General features: G+C 50.5%; 20 protein-coding genes. 11 read left to right on the plus strand and 9 right to left on the minus strand.

What is annotated here, in order from left to right:
* Positions 1 to 543: 543 nt before the first annotated feature.
* Positions 544 to 891 carry a cupin domain-containing protein gene (locus AC07RN_RS00475; protein ID WP_478335781.1) on the minus strand — a complete coding sequence of 116 codons (348 nt, stop codon included), beginning with the start codon at positions 889 to 891 and terminating at the stop codon, positions 544 to 546.
* Positions 892 to 1,281: 390 nt separating this feature from the next.
* The gene (locus AC07RN_RS00480; RefSeq protein ID WP_012017271.1) at positions 1,282 to 2,181 is read right to left on the minus strand and encodes a LysR family transcriptional regulator; all 900 of its coding nucleotides are present in this window, start codon (positions 2,179 to 2,181) and stop codon (positions 1,282 to 1,284) included.
* A 138-nt stretch (positions 2,182 to 2,319) separates the two neighbouring features.
* Between AC07RN_RS00480 and AC07RN_RS00485 the strand changes: the two genes are divergently transcribed.
* The 4 genes from AC07RN_RS00485 to AC07RN_RS00500 all read left to right on the plus strand — a co-directional run bounded on the left by AC07RN_RS00485 (position 2,320) and on the right by AC07RN_RS00500 (position 5,107).
* A complete protein-coding gene (locus tag AC07RN_RS00485; RefSeq protein WP_478335297.1) occupies positions 2,320 to 2,895 on the plus strand; it encodes an NAD(P)H-dependent oxidoreductase in 576 nt (191 codons plus the stop codon).
* A gap of 15 nt (positions 2,896 to 2,910) precedes the next feature.
* Positions 2,911 to 3,189, plus strand: a complete 279-nt coding sequence (locus AC07RN_RS00490) for a YciI family protein (RefSeq protein WP_478335298.1) — start codon at positions 2,911 to 2,913, stop codon at positions 3,187 to 3,189.
* Positions 3,190 to 3,233: 44 nt separating this feature from the next.
* Positions 3,234 to 4,262 carry an aldo/keto reductase gene (locus AC07RN_RS00495; RefSeq protein ID WP_478335299.1) on the plus strand — a complete coding sequence of 343 codons (1,029 nt, stop codon included), beginning with the start codon at positions 3,234 to 3,236 and terminating at the stop codon, positions 4,260 to 4,262.
* An 86-nt stretch (positions 4,263 to 4,348) separates the two neighbouring features.
* The gene (locus AC07RN_RS00500; protein WP_478335782.1) at positions 4,349 to 5,107 is read left to right on the plus strand and encodes a putative quinol monooxygenase; all 759 of its coding nucleotides are present in this window, start codon (positions 4,349 to 4,351) and stop codon (positions 5,105 to 5,107) included.
* Between the two features lie 225 nt (positions 5,108 to 5,332).
* Here the strand turns inward: AC07RN_RS00500 and AC07RN_RS00505 are convergent, their stop codons facing one another.
* From AC07RN_RS00505 to AC07RN_RS00515, 3 genes are all read right to left on the minus strand, one after another.
* A complete protein-coding gene (locus AC07RN_RS00505; protein WP_478335300.1) occupies positions 5,333 to 8,422 on the minus strand; it encodes an efflux RND transporter permease subunit in 3,090 nt (1,029 codons plus the stop codon).
* Positions 8,419 to 9,528 (minus strand): efflux RND transporter periplasmic adaptor subunit, encoded by a 1,110-nt coding sequence (locus tag AC07RN_RS00510; protein ID WP_478335301.1) that lies wholly within the window; start codon positions 9,526 to 9,528, stop codon positions 8,419 to 8,421. Before AC07RN_RS00510 ends, AC07RN_RS00505 begins: the two co-directional genes overlap by 4 nt.
* 73 nt (positions 9,529 to 9,601) lie before the next feature.
* Positions 9,602 to 10,216, minus strand: coding sequence for a TetR/AcrR family transcriptional regulator (locus AC07RN_RS00515; protein WP_235135481.1), 615 nt, complete (start codon positions 10,214 to 10,216; stop codon positions 9,602 to 9,604).
* A gap of 89 nt (positions 10,217 to 10,305) precedes the next feature.
* On the opposite strand from AC07RN_RS00515, the gene AC07RN_RS00520 reads away from it, so the two are divergent.
* The 3 genes from AC07RN_RS00520 to AC07RN_RS00530 all read left to right on the plus strand — a co-directional run bounded on the left by AC07RN_RS00520 (position 10,306) and on the right by AC07RN_RS00530 (position 13,215).
* Positions 10,306 to 11,763 (plus strand): efflux transporter outer membrane subunit, encoded by a 1,458-nt coding sequence (locus AC07RN_RS00520; RefSeq protein ID WP_478335302.1) that lies wholly within the window; start codon positions 10,306 to 10,308, stop codon positions 11,761 to 11,763.
* A 92-nt stretch (positions 11,764 to 11,855) separates the two neighbouring features.
* Positions 11,856 to 12,638, plus strand: a complete 783-nt coding sequence (locus tag AC07RN_RS00525) for a pyrroline-5-carboxylate reductase (RefSeq protein ID WP_478335303.1) — start codon at positions 11,856 to 11,858, stop codon at positions 12,636 to 12,638.
* A 289-nt stretch (positions 12,639 to 12,927) separates the two neighbouring features.
* Positions 12,928 to 13,215, plus strand: a complete 288-nt coding sequence (locus AC07RN_RS00530; RefSeq protein WP_478335304.1) for a putative quinol monooxygenase — start codon at positions 12,928 to 12,930, stop codon at positions 13,213 to 13,215.
* 68 nt (positions 13,216 to 13,283) lie between these two features.
* Here AC07RN_RS00530 and AC07RN_RS00535 read toward each other — a convergent pair whose 3' ends face one another.
* A complete protein-coding gene (locus AC07RN_RS00535; protein ID WP_478335305.1) occupies positions 13,284 to 14,141 on the minus strand; it encodes a hypothetical protein in 858 nt (285 codons plus the stop codon).
* 1,261 nt (positions 14,142 to 15,402) lie between these two features.
* On the opposite strand from AC07RN_RS00535, the gene AC07RN_RS00540 reads away from it, so the two are divergent.
* From AC07RN_RS00540 to AC07RN_RS00555, 4 genes are all read left to right on the plus strand, one after another.
* Positions 15,403 to 16,461, plus strand: a complete 1,059-nt coding sequence (locus tag AC07RN_RS00540) for a YadA C-terminal domain-containing protein (protein WP_478335306.1) — start codon at positions 15,403 to 15,405, stop codon at positions 16,459 to 16,461.
* 123 nt (positions 16,462 to 16,584) lie between these two features.
* Positions 16,585 to 17,019, plus strand: a complete 435-nt coding sequence (locus AC07RN_RS00545) for a hypothetical protein (protein ID WP_012017258.1) — start codon at positions 16,585 to 16,587, stop codon at positions 17,017 to 17,019.
* Between the two features lie 397 nt (positions 17,020 to 17,416).
* Positions 17,417 to 18,163 carry an alpha/beta fold hydrolase gene (locus tag AC07RN_RS00550; protein ID WP_478335307.1) on the plus strand — a complete coding sequence of 249 codons (747 nt, stop codon included), beginning with the start codon at positions 17,417 to 17,419 and terminating at the stop codon, positions 18,161 to 18,163.
* A gap of 197 nt (positions 18,164 to 18,360) precedes the next feature.
* Entirely contained in the window at positions 18,361 to 19,614 is a 1,254-nt protein-coding gene (locus AC07RN_RS00555; protein ID WP_478335308.1) for an MFS transporter, read from the plus strand.
* Positions 19,615 to 19,642: 28 nt separating this feature from the next.
* On the opposite strand, the gene AC07RN_RS00560 is transcribed toward AC07RN_RS00555, so the two are convergent.
* Genes AC07RN_RS00560 through AC07RN_RS00570 form a run of 3 tightly spaced genes read right to left on the minus strand, consistent with a single transcriptional unit; the run spans position 19,643 to position 22,193 of the window.
* Positions 19,643 to 20,077 (minus strand): hypothetical protein, encoded by a 435-nt coding sequence (locus tag AC07RN_RS00560; RefSeq protein WP_478335783.1) that lies wholly within the window; start codon positions 20,075 to 20,077, stop codon positions 19,643 to 19,645.
* A 50-nt stretch (positions 20,078 to 20,127) separates the two neighbouring features.
* Entirely contained in the window at positions 20,128 to 21,516 is a 1,389-nt protein-coding gene (locus AC07RN_RS00565) for a sensor histidine kinase (protein ID WP_478335309.1), read from the minus strand.
* On the minus strand, positions 21,516 to 22,193 hold the full coding sequence (locus tag AC07RN_RS00570) for a response regulator (RefSeq protein WP_012017253.1): 678 nt from the start codon (positions 22,191 to 22,193) through the stop codon (positions 21,516 to 21,518). Before AC07RN_RS00570 ends, AC07RN_RS00565 begins: the two co-directional genes overlap by 1 nt.
* Positions 22,194 to 22,379 lie beyond the last annotated feature (186 nt).

A 22,379-nucleotide genomic window follows, 5' to 3' on the forward strand; every position in this document is an offset into this window, starting at 1 on the left:
ACTACATGTTTAATATACATTTATCCCATCCGTAGAATGCTCATCGTGCGCCACTTTTAGCAAGTATCGGCTAAAAGCATAAATACTTTAGTACATAAAAGCAGATACTTTAATAAACTATTTAGTTTTTATTAAAAATGTGTCCCTCCTCAAAATAGGTAGGTTTTTTTGAATCGACGAATAATTTTATCCATTATCACCTTCGAATCAGGTATATCATGTAATGTGACAGGACAATCTTGAAAAATGATGGAGAGAAAATAATGAAAAAAATACGTATACGTTTTAAGCTATCGCTTTGACATTCCTGCCCGAACTCCCAGTAGTTAATTTGTTCCTCCAGTATTTTAAGGTGTTCGTCAACGCTGTCATGCTTTCCAAAGTGGATGTTTTTGTTGGCAGATTTTGCTAGTTCCCATTTTTGTCCTTGGCCTGTCCCCGTTGAGTAACGCATTGTTATGTTTGTAATGCGTACTCTGGAGCCTGAATAATTTTGTACTTCCGCTTTTCGCTCATAGCGGACCATCAGCACATAGCTGTCTGCTATGTGCCAGTAGCGAGATCAGAACGATCGCCCCGCGTTGTCGGATGAGAAATGACAATAAATTCTACGGGTAATTGGCTGTCGTTACTGGCTTGATGTTTTGCCCCCGGTGGGATTTCAAGCCCCTGCCGGGCCTTGATATCATGTCTGACACCTTCCAATTCCATCGATAGGTTTCCCTCAAGAACGTAAAAAAACTGTCTGGCAATGGAGTGAAAATGGCGCTTTTCGTGTGTATCTGGAGGCATTTTTTCATGAATAATTAGCATGTCCGGCCGGTTAACCAGATACCAACCGTCGCAATTATTACCCCAGATATAATGCTCAGCATTGTCTTTTGAAATCATCGTTTTCCCCAGTGTAATAGTTTCTTTTAGATATAAGCAGACTAACGCGATAAAGGCAGGGAGCACTACCACCATATTTTGAGTTGACCAAACTGGTTGTAATACCTCATCTGGAGAGGAATGAGGCAAGCAAAAACTGATAAAATTACTTAAACAGCCCGAAACAACAATATCGTCCTTTCCTCCAACCAAGCGAACCATCTGAACGACACGCCCGGTTCGCTCCGTGTCACAAACGGACGTCATCAACATAATAGTGAGTAAAAATACGGGGAGCAGGCCAAACTCTTCAACATCCTCTCCTCGCTCTATTCAGTCTGATGGCACGGTTATGGCCAATTTAGCGTTTCAAACTAACTGATGCAGGCGTTTAACAGGTGATGTCGGTAACTACTTTGCGGTTTTCATGATTAAAAAATCAATCAGGGCTTTGACTCGCTTTGCCTTGCCTGTGCTTTTTAAGTAGTAGAGATAAACCGGTGGATAGGTCTTCCAGTAAGACATCATGACCGGGATAAACTGCGCTTTATCGGGCTGCAATTCATACACCGGCTCAAACAATCTGCCAATGCCAAGACCGCTGCGTATTCCATCAGCCATGACATCAATATCATTGCTGATTATCTGCCCTGCCATCTCAACGGTTAATTGCTCACCTTTATCTTCCAGCATCAGCGGGAGTATGCGGTTATTGGTGATAAAGCGATAACCAATAAGTTGATGCTGATGCAAGTCCGTCGGCAGTTTTGGCGTACCGTGTTCTGCGAGATAGGCCGCAGAAGCATACAAACCCTCACGAAACGGTTTCATCAACTGGCGGGCCACAACGCTCTCTTCGAGGATATCGCCAAAGCGAATACCCAAATCAAAACGTTCATCAATCATGTTCACCGTTCCGTCATAAACGGATATCTCAAGCTGTATTCCCGGATAGCTCTGGCAAAACTCCGCCATACAAGGCTTCAGAATAAGCAGGTAAGCAAAGCGTGACAGCGTAATTCTGACCAGCCCGGAGGGTTCCTGATTCAGATCTTTAATGCTTTCCACCGCATTTTCCAGTGACTGAACAGCCCGCGACGTCTGCTGCAACAGCTGCTCTCCGGCATCGGTCAGCTCAATGCGCCGGGTGGTGCGCACAAAAAGCGGGTGGCCAATATGTTGCTCAAGCAGTTTTAGCGCTTTGCTCACGGAAGGTGGTGTTATCTCAAGTTTTCTTGCCGCTGCAGTAATGCTCCCTTCATGGGCGATGCTCTGGAAAATACGGATTTGGTTGTAAATGGCATTGTTCATAGCACCATCCGGAAAAGGAAATTAAGTAAATTATTAGCTATTGGCTAAGAGTGTATGAGCTATTACTGCTCTAAAAAACAGTATTAGGGTTGTTTATACTCATTCCCCGTTAAACAAGCCACTGTTCAGGAACCCAAAATGCAAAATGTACTGATTATTTCAGGTCATCCGAATCTTAATGAGTCCATTGGCAATACCACTATTCTGAGTGAAGTAGCAAAAGCGCTGCCCGACGCCGAGATTCGCTTTCTTGATGCTCTTTATCCCGACTACCAAATCAACGTGGCACAGGAGCAGGAAGCCTTGCTCAAAGCCGATGTGATTGTCTGGCAGTTTCCTTTTTCCTGGTATTCAGTGCCGGGGTTAATGAAGTTATGGATTGACCAGGTATTTGTTCACGGTTTTGCCCATGGCTCAACCGCAAAACTGGGTGGCAAAAAACTGATTATTTCCTTTACCGCCGGAGCACCAGAGGCTTTGTATTCCACGGGAGGTTTGTTCGGTCACGACATTCAGCACTACATGACACAGTTTGAAACCACAGCCTCGTTGTGCAATCTGGATTTACAGGACCCAATTTATACCTTTGGGATGAGCTACGCAGGACGAGATGAGGCCAAAATTCGGGAACAGACAGCGATGGCGAAAGATCACGCCGTGCGATTGATTACCACGATTAAAGAAACTGCGCCTGCTTTAAAAATGGCTGTCTGAAAGAGAGGACAAAAAATGTATCTCATCAATATAGCGGTCAATGAAGACATTTCTCCCGATCAGCATGAAGCGCTTTTCATGCGCCATGTCAGCTGGTTTCAGCAGTATTTTGACGCCGGTAAGTTTGTTCTCATCGGCCCCTATTCGGATCGCGAAAGAGCCGGGGTCATTATTGCTCAGACCGTAAGCCGAGAAGAACTGGAAACAATTCTGCGGGAAGACGCCTATTACCCAAATCTCGCTGAATATGAGATTCGAGAATTTACCCCGAAAATGGTGGGAAGCTGGCAATAAAAGCCGCGGCAATTTCCATTCAAAAACGTGGTAAGGAGATAATTATGCAGTATGTCAATCTGGGGCGAAGCGGTCTCAAAGTTTCACGACTGTGTCTGGGATGCATGAGTTACGGTGAGCCAGAACGCCTTCCTCAGCCGTGGTCGCTTGATGAAAATGCAACACGGCCGTTGATTCGGCAGGCGCTTGAGGCCGGAATCAATTTTTTTGATACGGCTAATATTTATTCAGGTGGAAGCTCAGAAGAAATTGTCGGTCGGGCGCTACGCAACATGGCGTATCGAGACGAAATCGTTGTCGCTACCAAGGCGTTTTTCCCTTGGCGTAACGCGCCAAACACCGGTTTTCTGTCGCGTAAATCGCTGTTTCAGTCCATCGATGACAGCCTGACCCGACTGGGTATGGAGTATGTGGATCTGTATCAGATTCACCGTTTTGATCACGGCACACCTGTTGAAGAGACTATGGAAGCACTTCATGATTTGGTGAAATGCGGGAAAGTTCGCTATATCGGTGCCTCCTCAATGGAAGCCTGGCGTTTTGCCAAAATGCAGCATGTCGCCGAGCGTCATGGCTGGACGCGCTTTGTCTCGCTGCAACCGCAATATAATTTATTGTATCGCGAAGAAGAGCGGGAAATGCTGCCGCTGTGTGAGGATCAGGGCGTGGGTGTTATTCCCTGGAGTCCGATGGCGCGCGGCAGGCTGACACGCGACTGGAATGAAACCACCCCGCGAACGCAGAACGATGCCTTTGCGCTGAAAATGTATCAAAATGCCGCGCAGCAGGACCAGAAAGTGGTTGAGGTTGTGGCGCAGATTGCCGCCGGGCGAGGCGTTCCTCGCGCGCATGTTGCGCTGGCATGGCTGCTGTCTAAATCTGTGATTACCGCACCTATCATCGGTGCCACAAAAGCAGAACACCTTTCAACCGCAGTGGAAGCACTTAATCTGACTTTATCGACAGAGGAAATTGCAGCGCTGGAGGCACCGTACGTCCCTCATGTCGTGGATGGCATCGTACCGCCGCTGCCTGAAAAAGCACCACAGCTCTCACCCTTGCGAATCAAATAGCAAATCGATTGTGATGATGGCGCGGTTAACGCGCCTTATCAGGAGGAGTGGCACAAAATTTAATGCAGCCGAAAGAGAGGTTATTTATGCAAGCCGGAGTTTCTTTATCACTTTTTTTGGCGCTGAGCTGTTCTGCTATTGCGCAGGCGCAGAAAGTATCTGTACCGCCCGTGTTCAATATTTTTGAACTCGTCATCAAGCCAGATAAAAATAGCGCATACGACAGCCTGGCTGAAAAGAATATTACCGCGTCAGTAACCGGTGAACCGGGAACCCTGGCGATGTATTCAGCCAACAAGAAAACGAACCCGTCAGTTGCTTACGTGTTTGAAATTTATGCTGATAATGAGGCTTACAACCAGCACCTGAATTCAACGAGCTATAAAGAATTTTTGCGTCATTCAGAGGATATTCTGGAGACAAGTCAAAAGCGTAAATTAGATGTGGTGCCGCAATTTTTGGCTGATAAAAATATTGTGCAAAGCGATCTCACGATAAACAATTTTGTCATCGTTGATGTCAAATCAGAGTTTTCGGCGGCTTTTCGCCATGTTGTTTTACCCGAAATGGCACAGTCTATTAAGCTGGAAGAAGGGGTTCTGGCCATGTACGCCGTTATAGATAAAGCGAACCCTCACCGCTGGTATTTCTATGAAATATACGCCAGCGAAGCGGCTTATCAAGCCCATCGTCTGACTCCCCATTTTAAAGAGTACATTCAAAAGTCAGCCGAAATGACGACGTATAAAGAAGCCATTGCGATTAAACCAAGCAAACTTATGAATAAAGGCGGCCTTAAATATGAAATTGAGAGTGCCCCAGAAAATAAGGCTGTTAAAAATTAATTCAGGTCAGACGCTCAGCGGGTTCAACTATCAGATGAAATATCGCCTACGCGTTAAGGATTGTCATTCCACAGACTCCGCTATGCAAGGTGACCGGTATTCCACCTGATCCCCCGGCAAACATCCTGCCCAACTAAATAATCATGTCTGAAATAACCTAACCATGTCGATATTGAGAGGGCGTGAATTCCCGGTGTCGTCATCACGCCCTCTTTGCGGTTACTGCTATGCCATGGGTTTTACCTCTTCAGGCGTCGGTTGATTGGGTCGAATTTTGAACCATATCGCGTACATCGCGGGCAGGAACACCAGCGTAATGATGGTGCCGCCAAACGTACCGCCAATCAGGGTATAAGCCAGCGTGCCCCAGAACACCGAGTGCGTCAGTGGGATAAACGCCAGAATAGCGGCCATCGCGGTGAGCAGCACAGGCCGTGCGCGCTGAACCGTCGCCTCCACGACCGCGTGGAACGGGTCCATCCCTTCTTGCTCGTTGTGATGGATCTGCCCAATCAAAATCAGGGTGTTACGCATCATAATCCCCGACAGCGCGATCAGTCCCACCAGCGCATTGATACCAAACGGCTGGTTGAAGAGCAGCAGCGTGGGCACCACCCCAATCAGCCCCAGTGGCGCGGTGAGGAAGACCATCACCATCGCCGACATCGACCGCACCTGCAGGATAATAATCAACAGCGTCATGGCAATCATGATAGGGAACAGCGGGGCCATGGCCTGGGTGGCTTTCCCGGATTCTTCAATCGACCCCGCCTGCTCGATACGGTATCCGGCTGGAAGCGTATCGATAACTGGTTTTAATGCCTTCATGATGGCTGTCGAGACATCCGGCGGCTGCAGATTTTCAGCAATGTCTCCCCGCACAGTAATCGTCGGAGTGCGATCGCGACGACGCAGAACAGGGTCTTCCATTCGCACCTCAACCTCCCCTATCTGAGACAGCGGAATACGCTGGCCGGTAGATCCTACCAGGGTAAACCCGGCGATCTTTTCGGGATCGAGTCGAATATTCCCCGCCGCACGTCCCATGACCTGCACCGAGCGGATATCTTCACGCACCGAAGTTATCGGAACACCAGACAGCAGGAACTGAAGTTGCTGCGCGACTGCATTCGATGTCAGCCCCACCGCCTGAAGACGATCCTGATTGAGCGTGAAATGCAGCGCCGGTACCCGCGGCCCCCAGTCCGTATTGACGGTCCGCATCATTGGGCTGGACAGCATCACTTTTTCAACCTTGTCTGCAATGTTGCGCAGTTGAGCTGCATCCGGCCCCATGACACGGTAAGCCACTGGGTAAGGTGAATACGGACCAAACACCAGCTGAGTCACGCGCACTCGCGCCTCGGGAGCCAGATCGTCTGCAACGGCTTCACGAAGACGGAACTTCAGCGCCTCACGTGCTTCCGGGTTGTCGGTCAGCACAACGATTTTCGCAAACGACGGGTCGGGCAGTTCCGGGGCCATCGCCAGAAAGAAACGAGGCGAGCCTTGCCCGATATAAGACGTCACGATTTTTGTCTCTTTCTGCTTTCTCAGCCAGGCTTCAACCTTCGCGGTTGCCGCACTGGTTTGCTCGATGGACGTTCCATAAGGCATTTGCACTTCGACAAGCACCTCAGGGCGATCGGAAGTCGGGAAAAATTGTTTTTTCACCAGCCCCATCCCGAGTATCGCGACCGTAAAGACCGCAATCACCGTGCCCGCTACTAGCCACTTACGGGCGATAACGCGCGTGAGCACCTGGCGAAAGCGGTTGTAATGACGGGTGTTGTAGATAGCCGCGTGTCCACCCTCGACCTTTTTGATATTGGGCAGCATTTTCACGCCGAGATAAGGCGTGAACACCACCGCCACGACCCAGGAAGCAATCAGGGCGATACCCACTATCCAGAACATGTTGCTGGTGTATTCACCTGCGGTGGATTGGGCAAAACCGTTCGGCATAAAACCGACGGCGGTGACCAGCGTACCGGCCAGCATCGGAGCCGCCGTGTGACTCCAGGCATAGGCCGAGGCTTTGATGCGGTCATAGCCCTCTTCCATCTTCACCACCATCATTTCGATAGCGATGATGGCGTCATCCACCAGCAACCCCAGCGCCAGGATCAACGAGCCCAGGGTTATGCGGTCAAAGTTTTTACCGGAGGCCTCCATGACCACGAAGACAATCGCCAGCGTTAGCGGCACGGCGGCCGCAACCACGACACCCACTCGCCATCCCATACTGACGAAGCACACCACCATCACCACCAGCAGCGCGACAAAGAACTTGATCATGAATTCATCAACGGAGGAGCTGATGTTGACGGACTGATCGGTGACCTTCGCAAACGTCATACCTAGCGGCATGCTTTCATTGATTTTGGCCGTTTCCGCATCCAGAGCCTTGCCCAAATCCAGACCGTTCCAGCCGTCGCGCATAACGATGCCCAGCAGCAGCGCCGGTTCACCCTGATTACGAATCAGGAAGGTCGCCGGATCTTCGTAGCCCCGTTCAACGGTCGCCACGTCAGAAAGCTGTAGCGTTCTGCCCTGTACGACGATGGGCGTTTCACGGATTTTCTCCAGTTTGTCAAAGGCACCATCGAGGCGGATAAAGACCTGCGGGCCATGAGTGTCAATCGACCCGGCGGGTGTGAGTACGTTCTGGCTGTTAAGGGCGGAGAAAATATCCTGAGGCGAAATGCCAAGCGTGGCCAGACGGTCATGCGAGAACGAGACGAAAATACGTTCCGTCTGTTCACCGATGATATTGACCTTTTTGACCCCCGGCACATGCAAAATTCGCTGGCGTAATGATTCCGCATCGCGAACCAGCAACCGCTGCGGCTCCCCTTTCGCCTTCAGCGCAAAGAGCGCAAAAGTCACGTCGGAGAACTCATCATTGACCATCGGTCCGATCACGCCAGCAGGAAGGTTTTTGGTTTCATCACCGAGCTTCTTGCGCGCCTGGTAAAATTCTTCCTGCACCTGCGAAGGCGGGGTGCTGTCCTTCAGTGACAGCATGCTAAACGCCAGTCCGGGGCGCGTGTAGGTCTCGCTGCGGTCATACCACTTGAGTTCCTGCATGCGTTTTTCAAGCGGTTCGGCCACCTGATCCTGCATTTCCTGTGCGGTGGCGCCAGGCCAGGCAGAGATAATCGTCATCTGCTTAACGGTAAAGGGAGGATCTTCTGCCCGCCCTAATTCGAAAAACGACAGAATACCGGCCACGGTGATCAGGATAATAAGAAACAGTGTGATTGAGCGCTCACGAACGGCCAGCGCGGAAAGATTAAATCGCCCCCCGCTCATGGCTGACTCCCGGCGGTGCTGGATTCGCTCCGTGCAGCCATGCGAACGGCCTCGCCGTCATGCAGTAGATGTGCGCCAAGAGCGACCACCTGCTCACCCGGTTTGAGGCTACCGGTAATCCTGGCAGCATCGTCACCTAATCCCAGCACCTGAACGGATTGCCATGACACTTTGGCGGGTTTGCCTGAAATGCGCCAGACACCCGGCCCTTTTCCTGGATCATAGAGGGCGGCTAAAGGTACCTGCATCACTGGGGCGGCGGCGCGATCGTCTGCAATGTGCAGCGTAACGGTCGATCCGAGCGGTGCACTTGCCAGCGTTCCTTCAAGGACATATCTCGCTTCAAAAGTGCGCGTCACCGGATCGGCGGCGTCGGAAAGCAGACGCAGTTTTGCAGGAGAGGAGCGTTTTCCCATACCGTACAGGGTGGCCTCGGCCTCGCTTCCGCGAGCCGGACGTAATGTCTCGGGTAGCTGCAAGATGGCCTCGCGCTGCCCTGCTCTTGCCAGACGAACCACAGCCTGACCCGCACTGACAACCTGACCCGGTTCCGCCAGCGTCTCCATCACCACGCCGTCGGCGTCGGCCAGCAGCACGGCGTAGCCCGTTGCATTTTGCGCCACATTCGCCTGTGCCTGAGCCGCACTCAGTTCAGCTTTGGCCGTATTGGCGGCGGCCTTAATCTGATCGTAGGCCGATGCCGACACCGCCCCTGCTGAGACCAGCCCGCGGTAACGCGCCTCGTCATCAATCGCTTGTTTTGCACGGGCGCGTGCAGCCGCTACTGCCTGCTGTTGCGCCTGCGCCTGCAGGCCCAGGTCGACAGGATCCAGACGCATCAGCGGCTGGCCGCGTTTAACGGTCTGGCCGGTATCGACCATACGTTCAATGATTTTGCCTTGCACCCTGAAACCGAGGTCGCTTTGAATCCGGGCGACCACGACACCGGTGAAGGCGCGGGAGGAATCGACAGCGCTCACGACGGTTGCAGACCTCACCAGAGGAGGCTGCGTACGGGGATCGTCGGTGCTGGAAGCGTCACCGCAGGCCACCAGGGCAAGCGGCAACAGACAAACAGCAAAAGTGGCGGGTTTGAGCCGGAGCATGGGGTACCTTAATTATTTAACAGGACAGTACCCGCATACTCATTCAAGTGACCAATTAAGTCAATAGTCACAACTACGGTGATAAACTTCTCAGTATCAGTGACGACAGCAGGACGGCGGCGGCAGGTGCGGAATCAAGATTGTATTGCAGCTGTAACGGGCAAATGTAGGGGCGCATGACCAGATAAATAGCCTCGGCAGCCTCATCAAGCGGCGTTTTTCGCTCAAACTCCCCGGCCTGACGCCCCTCCTGGATGATCTCCTGTATCAGTTGACGAAGGCGCGCCTGATGCGCCACGGCAGAGGGCCAGTTATCCCGGGAAGCAACGGCGGCAATGTCATACAGCATGCGATCGTGAAAAAACAGATCCGTTCCGGCTTCAGTCAACGTTCTCAACAAACGCCGCAGCTTTTCAGAGGCCGTCGGCACATCCGCGAGCGCGTTGTTAACGATTTCAGCTATTTGTGACAATCTGTTCGCACAAATCACTTCGCCAATCGCCTGCTTGGAATCGAAAAATTTATAAATATACGCTTTGGAAAAGCCTATCGCTTTTGCCAAATCTGACACGGTTGTTTTTTCGTAGCCAAAATGCCCGAAATGAGCGGTAGCCGCCTCCACAACCTGGTCACGGACACTGTGGTCAGAGGGGCCCCGCGTAAGAAGATCATTTGTCTGTTTAGTCATTTTTTCAGCTTAGCTCAATGAGCCACGATTGACAACGAGTGACCATTTGGTAATGTGGTCACAACTTAACATTGCCTCAAGAGACATTAATGTTACCCCTACGTACTCTTACACTCATGGTGAGCGCCGGTTTACTGGCGGGCTGTGCCGTCGGACCGGATTATCAGCGCCCGGATGCGCCGCTTGCGGAACGCTATCAGGCGGAGTCTGCCGTCCAGCAGAGAACCGCTTCCAGACCCGCCCGTTTTGCCGTGTGGTGGGACGGCTTCGGCGATCCCCTGTTAAGTCAGTTCGTTATGGACGCTCTGGCACAGAATCTCGATCTCGCCCAGGCAACCGCGCGCATGGCCCAGAGCCGTGCCGGACTGGGTAACGCCACCGCCGCCCTGCTGCCATCGGGTAACATCAGCGGGCAAGCAGCACGTGCGCATCAGTCGGTAGAGACCCCACTGGGTCAAGTTCTTAGCTCGACGCCGGATTATAGTCGCTACGGCAATAGCTATGAAACCGATCTGAACGCAACCTGGGAAATTGATGTTTTCGGCGGGCTGCGACGCGGTCGCCAGGCGGCGCTGGCTGACTATCAGGCCTCTGAAGCGGGCGTCGTCGCCACTCGCCTGGCCGTCGCCGCTCAGACTGCCGATATCTATATTACCCTGCGCGGATTACAGGCCCGACTGGCAATCGCTGAGAAACAGGTCAGGACGCAACAAGCGCTGCTGGAAAAAGTCCAGCTCCTTCACCGCAAAGGGCTGGCTCCCGAATATCAGGTTCGCCAGACTGAAGGGGAACTGGCGCAAGTTCAGGCTACCGTCCCGGCGCTGCGAACGGGGCTTGATGCCGCCATGAATGCATTAGACGTTATGCTCGGCACGCCTCCCGGCACACATCGTGCTCAGTTAGACTCGCCGGGGTTCATTCCGCAAGCGCCGCAAATAACCTCAACAGGCACACCTGCCGATCTGTTGCGTCGCAGGCCCGATATCATCGTGGCGGAGCGCCATCTCACCGCCTCAAGTGCACGCATTGGCGTCGCCGTCAGCGAGTATTATCCGACGTTTTCACTCAGTGCGTTGCTCGGCAGCGCAACGGCCATATCAAGCAACAACCTCTTCTCCGGCAGTGCCAGCCAGTCTGCGGGTGTGCTGGGATTGCGCTGGCGGCTTTTCGATTTCGGGCGGATCAACGCCGAGATTGATCAGGCAAAAGGCCAGGAAGCTGAAGCACTCGCCGCCTATCGCCTGTCGGTATTACACGCAACCGAAGACGTCGAAAATGCCTTCTCCGCTCTGGTCAACAGTGAATCACAAGCCACCACCCTGACCAACGGTGAATCCGCCCTTGCCAGTGCCCGCCAGTCGTCTTTTGTCGCCTTCCAGCAAGGAACAGCAAGTCTGATTGACGTCCTGCGCAACGATGAAACCCTTTTGCAGGCTTCCGACGCCAGAGCGCAAGCCCAGACAGACTCTGCACGCGCCGCTGTCGCGACATTCAGAGCGCTCGGAGGAGGCTGGCAGCCGCCAGAAGCTGACAAAAAGACGCTGTAAGGCGCAATGCACCTCAATATGCCGCAGTACACGAGAGCAACGCCTTAGACCTTTGAAAACATGACAAAATGGGACTGATACCCGGGGGACGGATGCAAAGGATAGGTATTCTAAATGTGGATGCGTTCACTGAAAAGCTGGTGCGGGGACTGTTTCGTGTCGTTCCAGAGTCGCAGGTGTTTCTTTTCTGCGCAAATAACGAACGGGCGCAAAAACTAGCAATCGATCTGCCCTGCTGGACGCCGGACAGTTATCAAAATGTCGTCGATGAAGTTGATGTCATTCTTATCGGCGGGGATTCTGATTCCCTGCATGACATTGCGCCTCAGGTACAGTTGCGCGGCACGCAAACCCTGATTTCTCTTGTGCCTGGCACCTCCATTCAGCGTTTGCGTGATTTATTCGGGCATACGGATTGCGTCAGGCTTAGCCTAACGTTCGCCGCTGAAATGAATACCTCGACGGTCATCCTAACGGCTGCCGACAATCCTATTCAGCAGCTGTTTGCGCGAGTAGGCGAGTTAATGGTGTTTACTGACGAATCAGAATTTGAGTTGGCTACGGTAAGTATGGGTATGAACAGCGGGTACTATTATCTCGCCGAAGGCTTGCAGCGCTGGTTTGTACAGAAAGGCCTGACAGAAGATATTGCGCGCCGACTGGTGCTCAATGGATTAAAAGACGTCGTGCAGTATGCAGAATATAAAGAGTCTGCGCGACTGGATGAGCTAGGTAAAGAGATGGCACTCTCCGGGCATTTTACACGGGAAGGGCTTGAAATTCTTACCCAGATGCAGGCGCTTAAACCCTGGATTGTCGCTTCTGAGAGGGCTTTATCGGCGATACAAGAACACTCAAAAAAGACGCTACCCTGAAAAATCAAGCCAACGGATCTGTTGGCTTTTCGCATCTATCCCTACTGGGCTGAGAAAGCCGCACGACACACGCTCCAGAAAGAAAGGTCTCTTCATGATGGCGTTGAAGTCATCGCAAAAGATGACTGATCATTGCTTACCTGCCATTAACTGTATATAAATACAGTGATATGATTTTACCGAACAGATCGTGCCGATGACGATTCGATAAAATCAATCCGTTGAAGTCACACTGATTTTAAATGAGCAACGTCCCGCCGGATCGACCGGGACCCGTTAAGGAACTAACATGCTAAAAGTGATTGCCGAAGATTTTATGCAGGCGGAGGCCGTAGAGATCGTGCTTCCGCTTTATCGCGAACTGGTTGAAGCGACGAGGCTGGAGCCGCTGTGCATCGCATATGACTTATATGTAGATGAGAACGATGCCGGGCATTTTATTTTCGTAGAAGAGTGGCCTGACCGCGCGGCGCTGGATGCCCATTGCGCGAGTGAACACTTCAGACGCCTTGTGCCCCTGATAAATCAGTACGAGCGCAAAAAAGCGACCTTTATTTTCATGAACAGCGTTGCGTAAACCGTCTGCGGCATGATCAATCCTGATGCAACGGTGCGCAGCTATCTGGCTGCGTCACCGGTGCAAAATCAGGCGGGGAATTTGACGTTAAAATCCGTGATGAATTGTTCACCGGCCTCAGCGATCGTTTTAGACAGATACTGGTAATAGCGCTCAACCCCGTAGGCTTCAATTTGCTGGATTTGCTGGCGAACAGGCGCGCAGAAAAGCGCGGAGTTCCCTGCCCCCACTCTTTTACTGTTTGGCGGCAGCTCGGAAGAGATGGCTTTAAACCAGGTGCGTGCGGCGTTCTTGAGCGTGGCAGGCACTTTAGCGACGTCATCAATGCCGGTTAAAACTTGCACGGTCGGGAAGATATCAGCATCAACAGCGTTTTTCAGGCGCGCAAAAAACTGACTGAACAGCTCGTACGATCCCAAATCCACGATTTTCGGTTTGGTGCTATTGCGGGTTTTGTTGCCCGGCTTGCCGGTCGTTGAAAGCGTTTTACTCCGCGAATTAACGTCATCCAGTTGCAGGTTAAACAGGATGTTGCAGTGCTCCCGACGTTTTTTCACATCTGGGAACATATCGATAAAGGTGGAGATAAATTGCGGTGTTGCCAGGTCGTGGAGTTCATGATTAACCAGCCACTGCGAACGAGCGAACGCTCCCGGAGTGATAAACCAGTCTGGCTGTTCCGTGTAGATTTTAGACTTTCCTTTATTGTCGAACTCAACAAACTCAGCCCCACCCTCAAAGGCGAAACGGCAGTTTTTAAGGCTGATAATCGTCTGGTTCATGATCAGTGCATCTTTGATAAAGCGCGCGACAACGGCGCTCATGACGAAGGCAGTCTGCTTTTCATCACGAATAACATATTTCAGGTCTTCAACTGACTTCACGCCAGGTTCAAGCTCGGTAAATTCTAAGAAAATGTGATGCATGTAATTCACTTCCCGCAAGTTGCAACCGGGTAATGATAACACAAGAAACTAAATGGATAGTCACCGCCAACACTTTGGTATCACTACTGTGAAAGTGTTTATGCACTTCTGAAAGAAAAAATGAACAACCTTAGATATGCAATCCCCTTCCAAAAAGAAAAAGCATTAACATGTTCTGGGATTCTGTAAGTGTCGCTACGTTGTAGTCACTTTTTTCGCATAGCAGAACACTTCATCAGTGTGACTTGTATTCTCATCTTCACCATTCTCTAAAATTCCGACTAATAGCTATGTTAAATTACGGTCAGCAACAACTCACGAAACATGCAGCCAATCTCAACCCACGCATGTTGGAATGCTTAAAACCCAAAACAGAAAATCAAACTAAATAATCACTTATTAAACACTTAAATTTCACTAAAAAAAACATCAAATGCATACATTAAAATCACTTATAAAAATTAAAGCCATCACTTAAAAACTGACAAATATCAAACTAAATGAACATTTCGTGCTTATTTTCGCGTTAGTTTCATCACTCTTTTTTGCATAAATGTTACGGATAAAACATAAATAGAACAGGGCGGCCAGGATTCATCCGCGCTTTAAATTTGCAATAAAATGCATAAATACTCACCTACCTGCATAAATCGCTTTATTTCATAATTATTTTTGCACCGTTTTAAAAAACGTAATTCATTGTTGATACGAAAGATTCGCTATCGTTAGTGAAACGTCGGTTCAAACCGTTTGTGAAATCGTTTACACGCTATGCAAAACAAAATGAGTACTGCGGTTCATTTTTATGCTTTTCCGTATTCAACCCCCTCTCCTTTCACACGAAGCATTGCTTCAGAATAGTGCGCTTTTTTAACCTATTAGATACGAATTTCCAACGTTTTAGCCAAAGTTGACTTGATTTCATTGCCCTCGCATATTTCACAGCACGAATTAACAAGACAACCTTTGGAGAGTATTTCTATGCCATCCCGTGATTATCCGGACAAAAGATTCCCGCGGGGAACTGCAAAGGATGCAGACCTGAAAATGTTAAGCGCAAGGATTGAATCGAGTCTCGTCGAATACGTGAGAGAGACCGCGTTTGAGACGCGGCAAAGCAAGCAGGAAATTATTGCAGAAGCCTTAGCGCTTCATAGAAAAAGCCGCCAGACAGAGCCAGCGGCTGAATAAAAACGTTAACCCATCCGCGACCAAACGAACCGGGTTAGCACCTTTACACGTTAATGATACAGGTTTTCACATGAAAAAGACGATACTTTCTGGGGTTATTCTTGCCACCTTAGCCGGAACCTCCGCCCTCTCGGCGCCGTTTATGCCGATGATGAATCCTGAGCCAGCGGGAAGTTTTGTGCCATCAAGCCAAAGTCCTCAGGGTGTCACGGGCACGTTCAATTTTTATGAGGGAACGGATGATTCCCAGTTTCGCGTAGGCTTTACGCAAAATTATCTCTACGATCTCAACGCTATTGTTTCTAACGTGGAGACAAACCAGGCGGACATTAATACCAAAGTGGATCAGACCGACTACGACCAGAACAAACAGACCATTGATGCCCAGTTGGTCAATCTGACGCAGACCAACGATCTGCAGGACACCTCGATTACGTCCAATAAAACGGCTATCGATCAAAACGCTACCGATATCAAAATCAACACGACCGCGCTGGCAGGTAAAGTGAATCAGAACGTTTATTCTGCCGATCAGACTCGTCAGGATAATGAAATTGCGAGTAAAGCCAGCGCGAGCGATCTGCACACAGATGAGCAAAAAATCACGAGCAACAGAACTGCTATCCAGAAAAACGCCACTCAGGAACAAACGGATTTTCGGGTGCTCCAGTCAGGGATCGCGCACGCGGAAGACACTGGCGCATATGCTCAATCACGCGCTGATGCTGCTTATGCGAACACTGAAAAAAACCGTAAAGCACTGGACGCAACGAACAAACGGGTTGCAGCTAACACCACAAAACTGCAAAACCATGAAAGTCGAATTCAGGATCTGGAAGCCGATCGCGGCTATGGGAACAAATTCAACGATCTCAAAAATACCGTGGATAACAACCGTAAACATGCTTCCGCAGGCATCGCTGGTGTCGCCGCAATGGCGAATATTCCGCAGGTCTCTCAGGGTTCAACTTTCTCGATGGGCGCGGGTGCCGGCACCTATGACGGCGAACAAGGTCTGGCAGTCGGGGCATCAGCACGTATTGGTCAGCAGGTCGTCACTAAATTGACCGTCTCTGCGACCACGGAGAATGATTTTGTGGCTGGCATGGGTGCCGCTTATGAGTGGTAACGCCGACTTATCTTTCCGCTGCTTCCCCTCGTTAAAGCGGATTTAGTGCAAGCTAAAGATGTGCGTAAATCTATATGACACTGCTCGTCGCTATCGCGACGAGAAAAATAAGAGAGACTACACATGAAAAAAACACTCATCGCACTCATGAGCCTGGCAGCCATTCTCGCCGCACCGGCACATGCCATTGACGCAAAATACCGCGCAAAGCTGGAACGCTCAGGTTGTACCCAATTAACCGAAGCCGATGGCACCTGCGACATCAATAAAACCAAAGCCCAGAACCAGGCCGCACACCCGCAGAGTCAGATGGATGTGACGCCCTACCTCGGCACGTGGCAAATGTTCAATGCTAACGGTCAGCGTTTACCAAAACTGGTGGTACGCAAAAAGAGTTATCTGTTTGATGGCAACCCGATCGAAACCGCTAACGTCCCGTTCATTACCGATAAGGGCGAATTATATCTGGTGTTCAAAACGCGCAGCATCACTCTCAAGTCAGATGGCAACGGCGAATGGCATAGCCCAGCGGGTCAAGGATATTTGAAGCGCCAGTAAAAAATGGCTCCCGCAGGCGCTTTTTGAAACGCCTCAACACAATGAAATAAAATGATTTATTTCATAGATCTTTCTCATGCCAGCCATATTGATACCTGGAACCCCGCAAATGCGGGGTTTTTGTTTTAACTGACGCTGATAGGAAAAAACACTTTTCATAATCAACGAGCATGCTTTCCGCGTATGTAATGAGTGAAAACCAGACCTAAGCCAATTTATAAATGGCCGAATCCGATGCTTATCTGGCTCAACTCCGCCTGATTTTCATCACCTGCGTAGTCACCTCCAAAATTCGGGGGTAGAACAGCCTTGCGTCAAAGCGTTAGTCTGAAGGCCGTCGGAAATGGCGTAAGACGATAACGTTGCTATACCAATGCACTCATTTTGAGGAGAGTTTATGTCCACAACGCGTGGAAACTCGCGGCTGTCCTATCGTTCAGAGGGGAAAGGTCCATTAGTCATCATGCTTCATGGCCTGTTAATGGATGGACAGTGCTGGGTAGATAACGGCTTTGTCTCAGCTTTTAGCCCTTTTTTTAGAGTCGTTTGCCCGGATTTAATTGGGCACGGTGCCAGCGACAGAGTCGATAGACAGGACTTTTACACAAGAGAAAATCAGGTTTTAACCATTGTGAAACTCATGGATGAAATGGGCTATGACAAAGCACATGTGATGGGTTACTCAGCGGGTGCCTGGTTAGCGATGGGGTTGCTTGATTCATATCCTGAAAGGCTGACTTCCGTAGTGTTGGGTGGATGGGACTGCTTAAACGGAATTCCGGAAACGCCTTTCGGCAAACTCAGTTTCGACATGTTTATGGAATACGCTCGAGAGACTGCACCTGAACTTACCCAATCGCTGTCACCTGGGGATGAGAGAAGTGCAGAATGCTTTTTCAACGAACTCAGTAAACAATTCAAAGATGATGGCAAGCTATTGGCTCGCAGCACGCCAAAACTATTCTGGGCAGGTGCCAATGATCCCTATTACACCTCTATGTCTGAACTGGCACAGCAGCATGCGATACGCTTTGTTGCAGGTAAAGGAGACCATTTGGGTGAAGTAAACCATCCGGATAGGGAGACAGCGACTCACATACTTAATTTTGTAAAGGCTAGATGCCTTTCTGGTATCAATGGTTAAGTGCGATCTTTACGGCGTCCGCTCATGTCTGTGAGCTCAACAGGCCGAAGCAACGCCATCCCTAATCAAGAACCGGCGCGTCATTATGACTGCCTCGATATAAGGTTCCCCCTGATACGTACATTCACTTGTTCCTATGGATTATCAATACTCAGGCATTCCAGAAATCGGTCCTTCAACCTTAAGCTATTTCCACAATGAATTCGTTTGATAAAAAAGTTAGCGCTTTTCACTTTAGCCCCTTTCGCTATTTGTTTTTTGCGCGCCTTCTTACCGTTTTAGGGAACGGTATTGCCCCGATTGCACTGGCCTTCGCGGTACTCGACATCGGTGGGACCCTCTCTGATTTAGGTATCGTCGTCGCATCGCGCTCCATTTTTAACGTCGCATTCTTATTGATTGGTGGCGTTTTAGCAGACAGATACTCTCGAAATCGAGTGCTGGTCTCCTCATCACTGATTGCAGCCGTGTCGCAAGCTGTCGTTGCATGGTCTGTACTCGATGGTTCAGCAACGGTGATGAGTATGGCCTTTTTTGGAGCCTTGAATGGAGCAGCATCCGGCATCGCATTACCGGCTTCATCTACGCTGGTCCCCCAGACTGTCCCGGCTCAGAATTTGCGTGCAGCAAATGCATTAATTCAGCTCGGTATTAATGGCGGTACGATTATTGGCGCTTCGCTGGGTGGGATCCTTATCAGTGCTGTTGGACCGGGATGGGGATTGGCAGTTGATGCAATGGGTTTCGCCGCCTCTGCGCCGCTCTATTTTTTGATTCGCACTTCGTTGACTCAAGCATGCCCGTCAACAACCCACATTCTGCAGGACTTAAAAGAAGGCTGGAAAGAGTTCGCAAGCAGAGCATGGGTATGGGTGACGGTTGTCCAGTTCACCATTATCAATGCCGCATTCAGTGGCGTGGTCATGGTTCTCGGTCCTGTCATTGCTGATGCTTCTTTTGGGCGCGCGCATTGGGGAGGCATTATTGCTGCACAGAGTGTTGGCCTGGTTACGGGGTCGTACCTCTCGCTGAAATGGCGGCCACGCAGAGATCTCTTTATCAGTGTCATGCTGGTTTCACTTTGCTCAGCCCCTATGCTAATGCTTAGCCAGCCCGCTTCTGAAATTGGGCTCGTAGCCGCGTTTTTTGTTGCTGGGGTGACGCTAGGCTTGTTCGATGTGTCCTGGGCTCATGCACTCCAAATTCATATTCCCCGGGAAAAGCTGGCTCGCGTTTACGCCTACGACGCTATCGGTTCGTTTATCGCCATTCCTTTCGGTGAACTTGTCGCAGGCCCACTGGCGACACATTATGGTACGAATAATGTGCTTCTGGTTTCAGCGATCGCCGTGATCATTGCCGCATTAGGAGCCTGTCTGGTGCCACAAATACGACAGCTCGATAACGCCTCTCAGGCAACGTCGCAAAAGGCTACGGGCTCTTCGTTGTGAATCTCGGTCCCAAATAGAGCGTGCCGTGCTAGCACGTTCTTTCACCCTCCGCCCAGCGCTTGATATCGCTTATATTTGGCGACCTGATCCCCGTACTCAAGATATTCTTGGTGGTGTACAGGCTAACCTTCGCTTTGTCATCATGGCTTTCAATTTCAATTAGCGTGTTGTTTATCAACAGCCCATCCGCCAGGAGCTTTTGATTGATTTCACCTTCCTTGCGCTCACCGTCAAACTCGCTGAATACGATGACCGGATTTCCCAGCAGTGCTTCATATTCCAGGCACTGCCTTGCCATATCCCTTAACGTTCGATAGGTATCGGATGGCCCTGTCAGGCTTGTGAAACTGCCATCATAAGAGGAATGGCTGCTCTTTAATTCGCTGACGGTTATGGCGCACCCGCTGAGTGCTATCGAACACAACAAGGTCGCCAGGGCCACGTATTTCACTTTCAACTCCATTGTGATGATAAATTTTCTCCGTTGGTTAGGGATGACAGTGGTGTTGTCTTTCACACGGACTTTGGCGTAGGGAAATCAACAGTGACCATCAGCCCGCCCTCTTCAGACGTGCTCAGGGATACGCTGCTGTTGTGTTGCTGCGCAACCGCTTTGACGATTGCCAGCCCCAGCCCACTTCCGCTCTGTATCTGATTGGGATCGCGAAAGAATCTATCGAACACGCGCTCCCTCATCTCAGGCAGAATGCCGGGCCCTGCATCTGAGACACGCAGCTGCATGAATCTCTCGAGTGATCGAACGACGACCTCAACCCGCCCGCCCTCAGGGCTATACTTCACGGCATTTTCAATGACGTTATCAATCAGTGACATCAGACGCTCCCTGACACCGGTAATCCATATTTCATTTTCAGCGTAAAATTCAAGTTCAATTCTGCGCTCAGCGGCCAGCGGAGCTAACTCCGCCATTCGCTCCTGAATGAGCGTCGTCAGCGGTACAGGCTCCATGGCTGTGTCAATGCGCGCTTCACTGTGCATGAGCAGCAGCAACTGATTGACGAGTCGAGCTGCGCGGCTATTGCTACGAATGATCCCTGCCAGCAACTCCTGTTGACTCTCGCTACTTATATAGGACTGCAACGCCTCAACATTGATGCGCATTGCAGCCAGCGGGGTACGCAGTTCGTGAGCGGCATCGGCAATGAAAATCCTTTCCCTTTCAGTGCTTTCTCGCAGCCTCGCAAGAAATGCATTAATCGCGTCCACCATTTGGTGAAGCTCCATATGCTTTGGCACTGATTTTAAGGGAGACAAATCTTCCGGCGTGCGTAAGGCAATCTCATTGACCACTTTGTTCCAGGGCCGCATCGCAATGCGGATTGACAGCCACGCGGGAAACAATAGAAAAGGAATACAGACCAGTAACGGTAATATGTAGTAGCCACGCGAGTTCAGATAGATAAAGAAGTTCCAGCCTGCGGCAGGGGTAATCAGTGTGACCTCCACGTCGGAGTTCCCTGATTGCAGAGTACGGCTAGTCCAGGAGCGGCCTTCACTCTCTATTGTCTGGAGGCTCCCATATCGAGTGTTTGTCACCCCGGTCGGTGCGCCATCCGATGAATAAATTATGTGTTTATTTTTGCGAACAATTAAGCTGATCGACAGCGCAGGATCCTCACCTCCGCCATAACCTTCCCGCAACGCCTGGCTGAACGCGTCCAGTACCTCGGTTAGCGCCTGCGGACGATCATCCAAACGATCGACCAATTTTTGAATGGTTTCGTAAGTCTTACTGCCCGTTAGCATTGGAGGGCTTCGCAAGTCCTCCGACAAAATATAGGTCAGAAAAAAACACCAAAGCAGCGTAAGCAAGAGCATTTGGGCGATGATAATTCGCCGTACGAGCGAAGGGGTTCTCAGGTGCAACCAAAAATTTCGCATTAACCCGCTCCTTTCTGAACGGGGACGGTATCGATCACAAACCCGACTCCCCTCACCGTTCGCACATAGCCATCGCCGATTTTGCGACGCAAATTCCCCATATGCACATCCAGAGAATTACTCATATTCTCTTTTGCCCCGAATATTCTCTCTTCCAGAAACCGACGAGTAATGACGCGATCGGTGCGCAACAGTAAAGTCTCAAGCAGCGCGTATTCGCTCGCCGTCAACTCAATATTCCGCGTGCTCACTGTGACGCGACGAGTCGGAACGTGGAGAGATAACCCGCGAATTTCTATCATCTCATTCTCGAAACCGTAGCTGCGCCGCGCAAGGGCCCTCACTCTGGCCAACAGCTCGGCAAGCACAAAAGGTTTGACGAGATAGTCATCAGCGCCAGCATCCAGCCCACAAAGGCGGTCCTGCAGCGTGCCTCGTGCGGTCAGAATGATGACGGGGATCCCCTTCATCTGCTGGCGTAAATATGCCATCAGGCTCATGCCATCGCCGTCGGGCAGCCCGAGGTCGAGCAACACCAGTTCTGGCACGCAGGCATCAAGTTGATGCAGCGCATCCTCTTTGCGGCGAACCCATATGACATCTAATCCTTGATCTGCAAGGGCAATACGCACGCCGTTGCCGAGATCCAGGTCGTCTTCGATCAGGAGAATTTTCACAATAGTTACGTTATCAACAGTGAATGAAGAAAGTCTGAAGAAAAAAACGGTATCAGGAAATCTATCAGGTTTGCATCACCGGGACGTACTTCAGTATTTCTTCATTTTGAGCTCATAAGAACTTTAGGGTGTGTATTCACACTGAGCGTTCTGGCGTTTAAGCCGCTTGTATCGTAATCAGTTGAA

Source organism: Lelliottia sp. GFLA7 (assembly GCF_056490165.1).

What these genes read in the sequence shown, in the direction of transcription:
- AC07RN_RS00475 (WP_478335781.1), bottom strand. Translation starts at nt 891, where the DNA reads ATGATTTCAAAAGACAATGCTGAGCATTATATCTGGGGTAATAATTGC.
- AC07RN_RS00480 (WP_012017271.1), bottom strand. Translation starts at nt 2,181, where the DNA reads ATGAACAATGCCATTTACAACCAAATCCGTATTTTCCAGAGCATCGCC.
- AC07RN_RS00485 (WP_478335297.1), top strand. Translation starts at nt 2,320, where the DNA reads ATGCAAAATGTACTGATTATTTCAGGTCATCCGAATCTTAATGAGTCC.
- AC07RN_RS00490 (WP_478335298.1), top strand. Translation starts at nt 2,911, where the DNA reads ATGTATCTCATCAATATAGCGGTCAATGAAGACATTTCTCCCGATCAG.
- AC07RN_RS00495 (WP_478335299.1), top strand. Translation starts at nt 3,234, where the DNA reads ATGCAGTATGTCAATCTGGGGCGAAGCGGTCTCAAAGTTTCACGACTG.
- AC07RN_RS00500 (WP_478335782.1), top strand. Translation starts at nt 4,349, where the DNA reads ATGCAAGCCGGAGTTTCTTTATCACTTTTTTTGGCGCTGAGCTGTTCT.
- AC07RN_RS00505 (WP_478335300.1), bottom strand. Translation starts at nt 8,422, where the DNA reads ATGAGCGGGGGGCGATTTAATCTTTCCGCGCTGGCCGTTCGTGAGCGC.
- AC07RN_RS00510 (WP_478335301.1), bottom strand. Translation starts at nt 9,528, where the DNA reads ATGCTCCGGCTCAAACCCGCCACTTTTGCTGTTTGTCTGTTGCCGCTT.
- AC07RN_RS00515 (WP_235135481.1), bottom strand. Translation starts at nt 10,216, where the DNA reads ATGACTAAACAGACAAATGATCTTCTTACGCGGGGCCCCTCTGACCAC.
- AC07RN_RS00520 (WP_478335302.1), top strand. Translation starts at nt 10,306, where the DNA reads ATGTTACCCCTACGTACTCTTACACTCATGGTGAGCGCCGGTTTACTG.
- AC07RN_RS00525 (WP_478335303.1), top strand. Translation starts at nt 11,856, where the DNA reads ATGCAAAGGATAGGTATTCTAAATGTGGATGCGTTCACTGAAAAGCTG.
- AC07RN_RS00530 (WP_478335304.1), top strand. Translation starts at nt 12,928, where the DNA reads ATGCTAAAAGTGATTGCCGAAGATTTTATGCAGGCGGAGGCCGTAGAG.
- AC07RN_RS00535 (WP_478335305.1), bottom strand. Translation starts at nt 14,141, where the DNA reads ATGCATCACATTTTCTTAGAATTTACCGAGCTTGAACCTGGCGTGAAG.
- AC07RN_RS00540 (WP_478335306.1), top strand. Translation starts at nt 15,403, where the DNA reads ATGAAAAAGACGATACTTTCTGGGGTTATTCTTGCCACCTTAGCCGGA.
- AC07RN_RS00545 (WP_012017258.1), top strand. Translation starts at nt 16,585, where the DNA reads ATGAAAAAAACACTCATCGCACTCATGAGCCTGGCAGCCATTCTCGCC.
- AC07RN_RS00550 (WP_478335307.1), top strand. Translation starts at nt 17,417, where the DNA reads ATGTCCACAACGCGTGGAAACTCGCGGCTGTCCTATCGTTCAGAGGGG.
- AC07RN_RS00555 (WP_478335308.1), top strand. Translation starts at nt 18,361, where the DNA reads ATGAATTCGTTTGATAAAAAAGTTAGCGCTTTTCACTTTAGCCCCTTT.
- AC07RN_RS00560 (WP_478335783.1), bottom strand. Translation starts at nt 20,077, where the DNA reads ATGGAGTTGAAAGTGAAATACGTGGCCCTGGCGACCTTGTTGTGTTCG.
- AC07RN_RS00565 (WP_478335309.1), bottom strand. Translation starts at nt 21,516, where the DNA reads ATGCGAAATTTTTGGTTGCACCTGAGAACCCCTTCGCTCGTACGGCGA.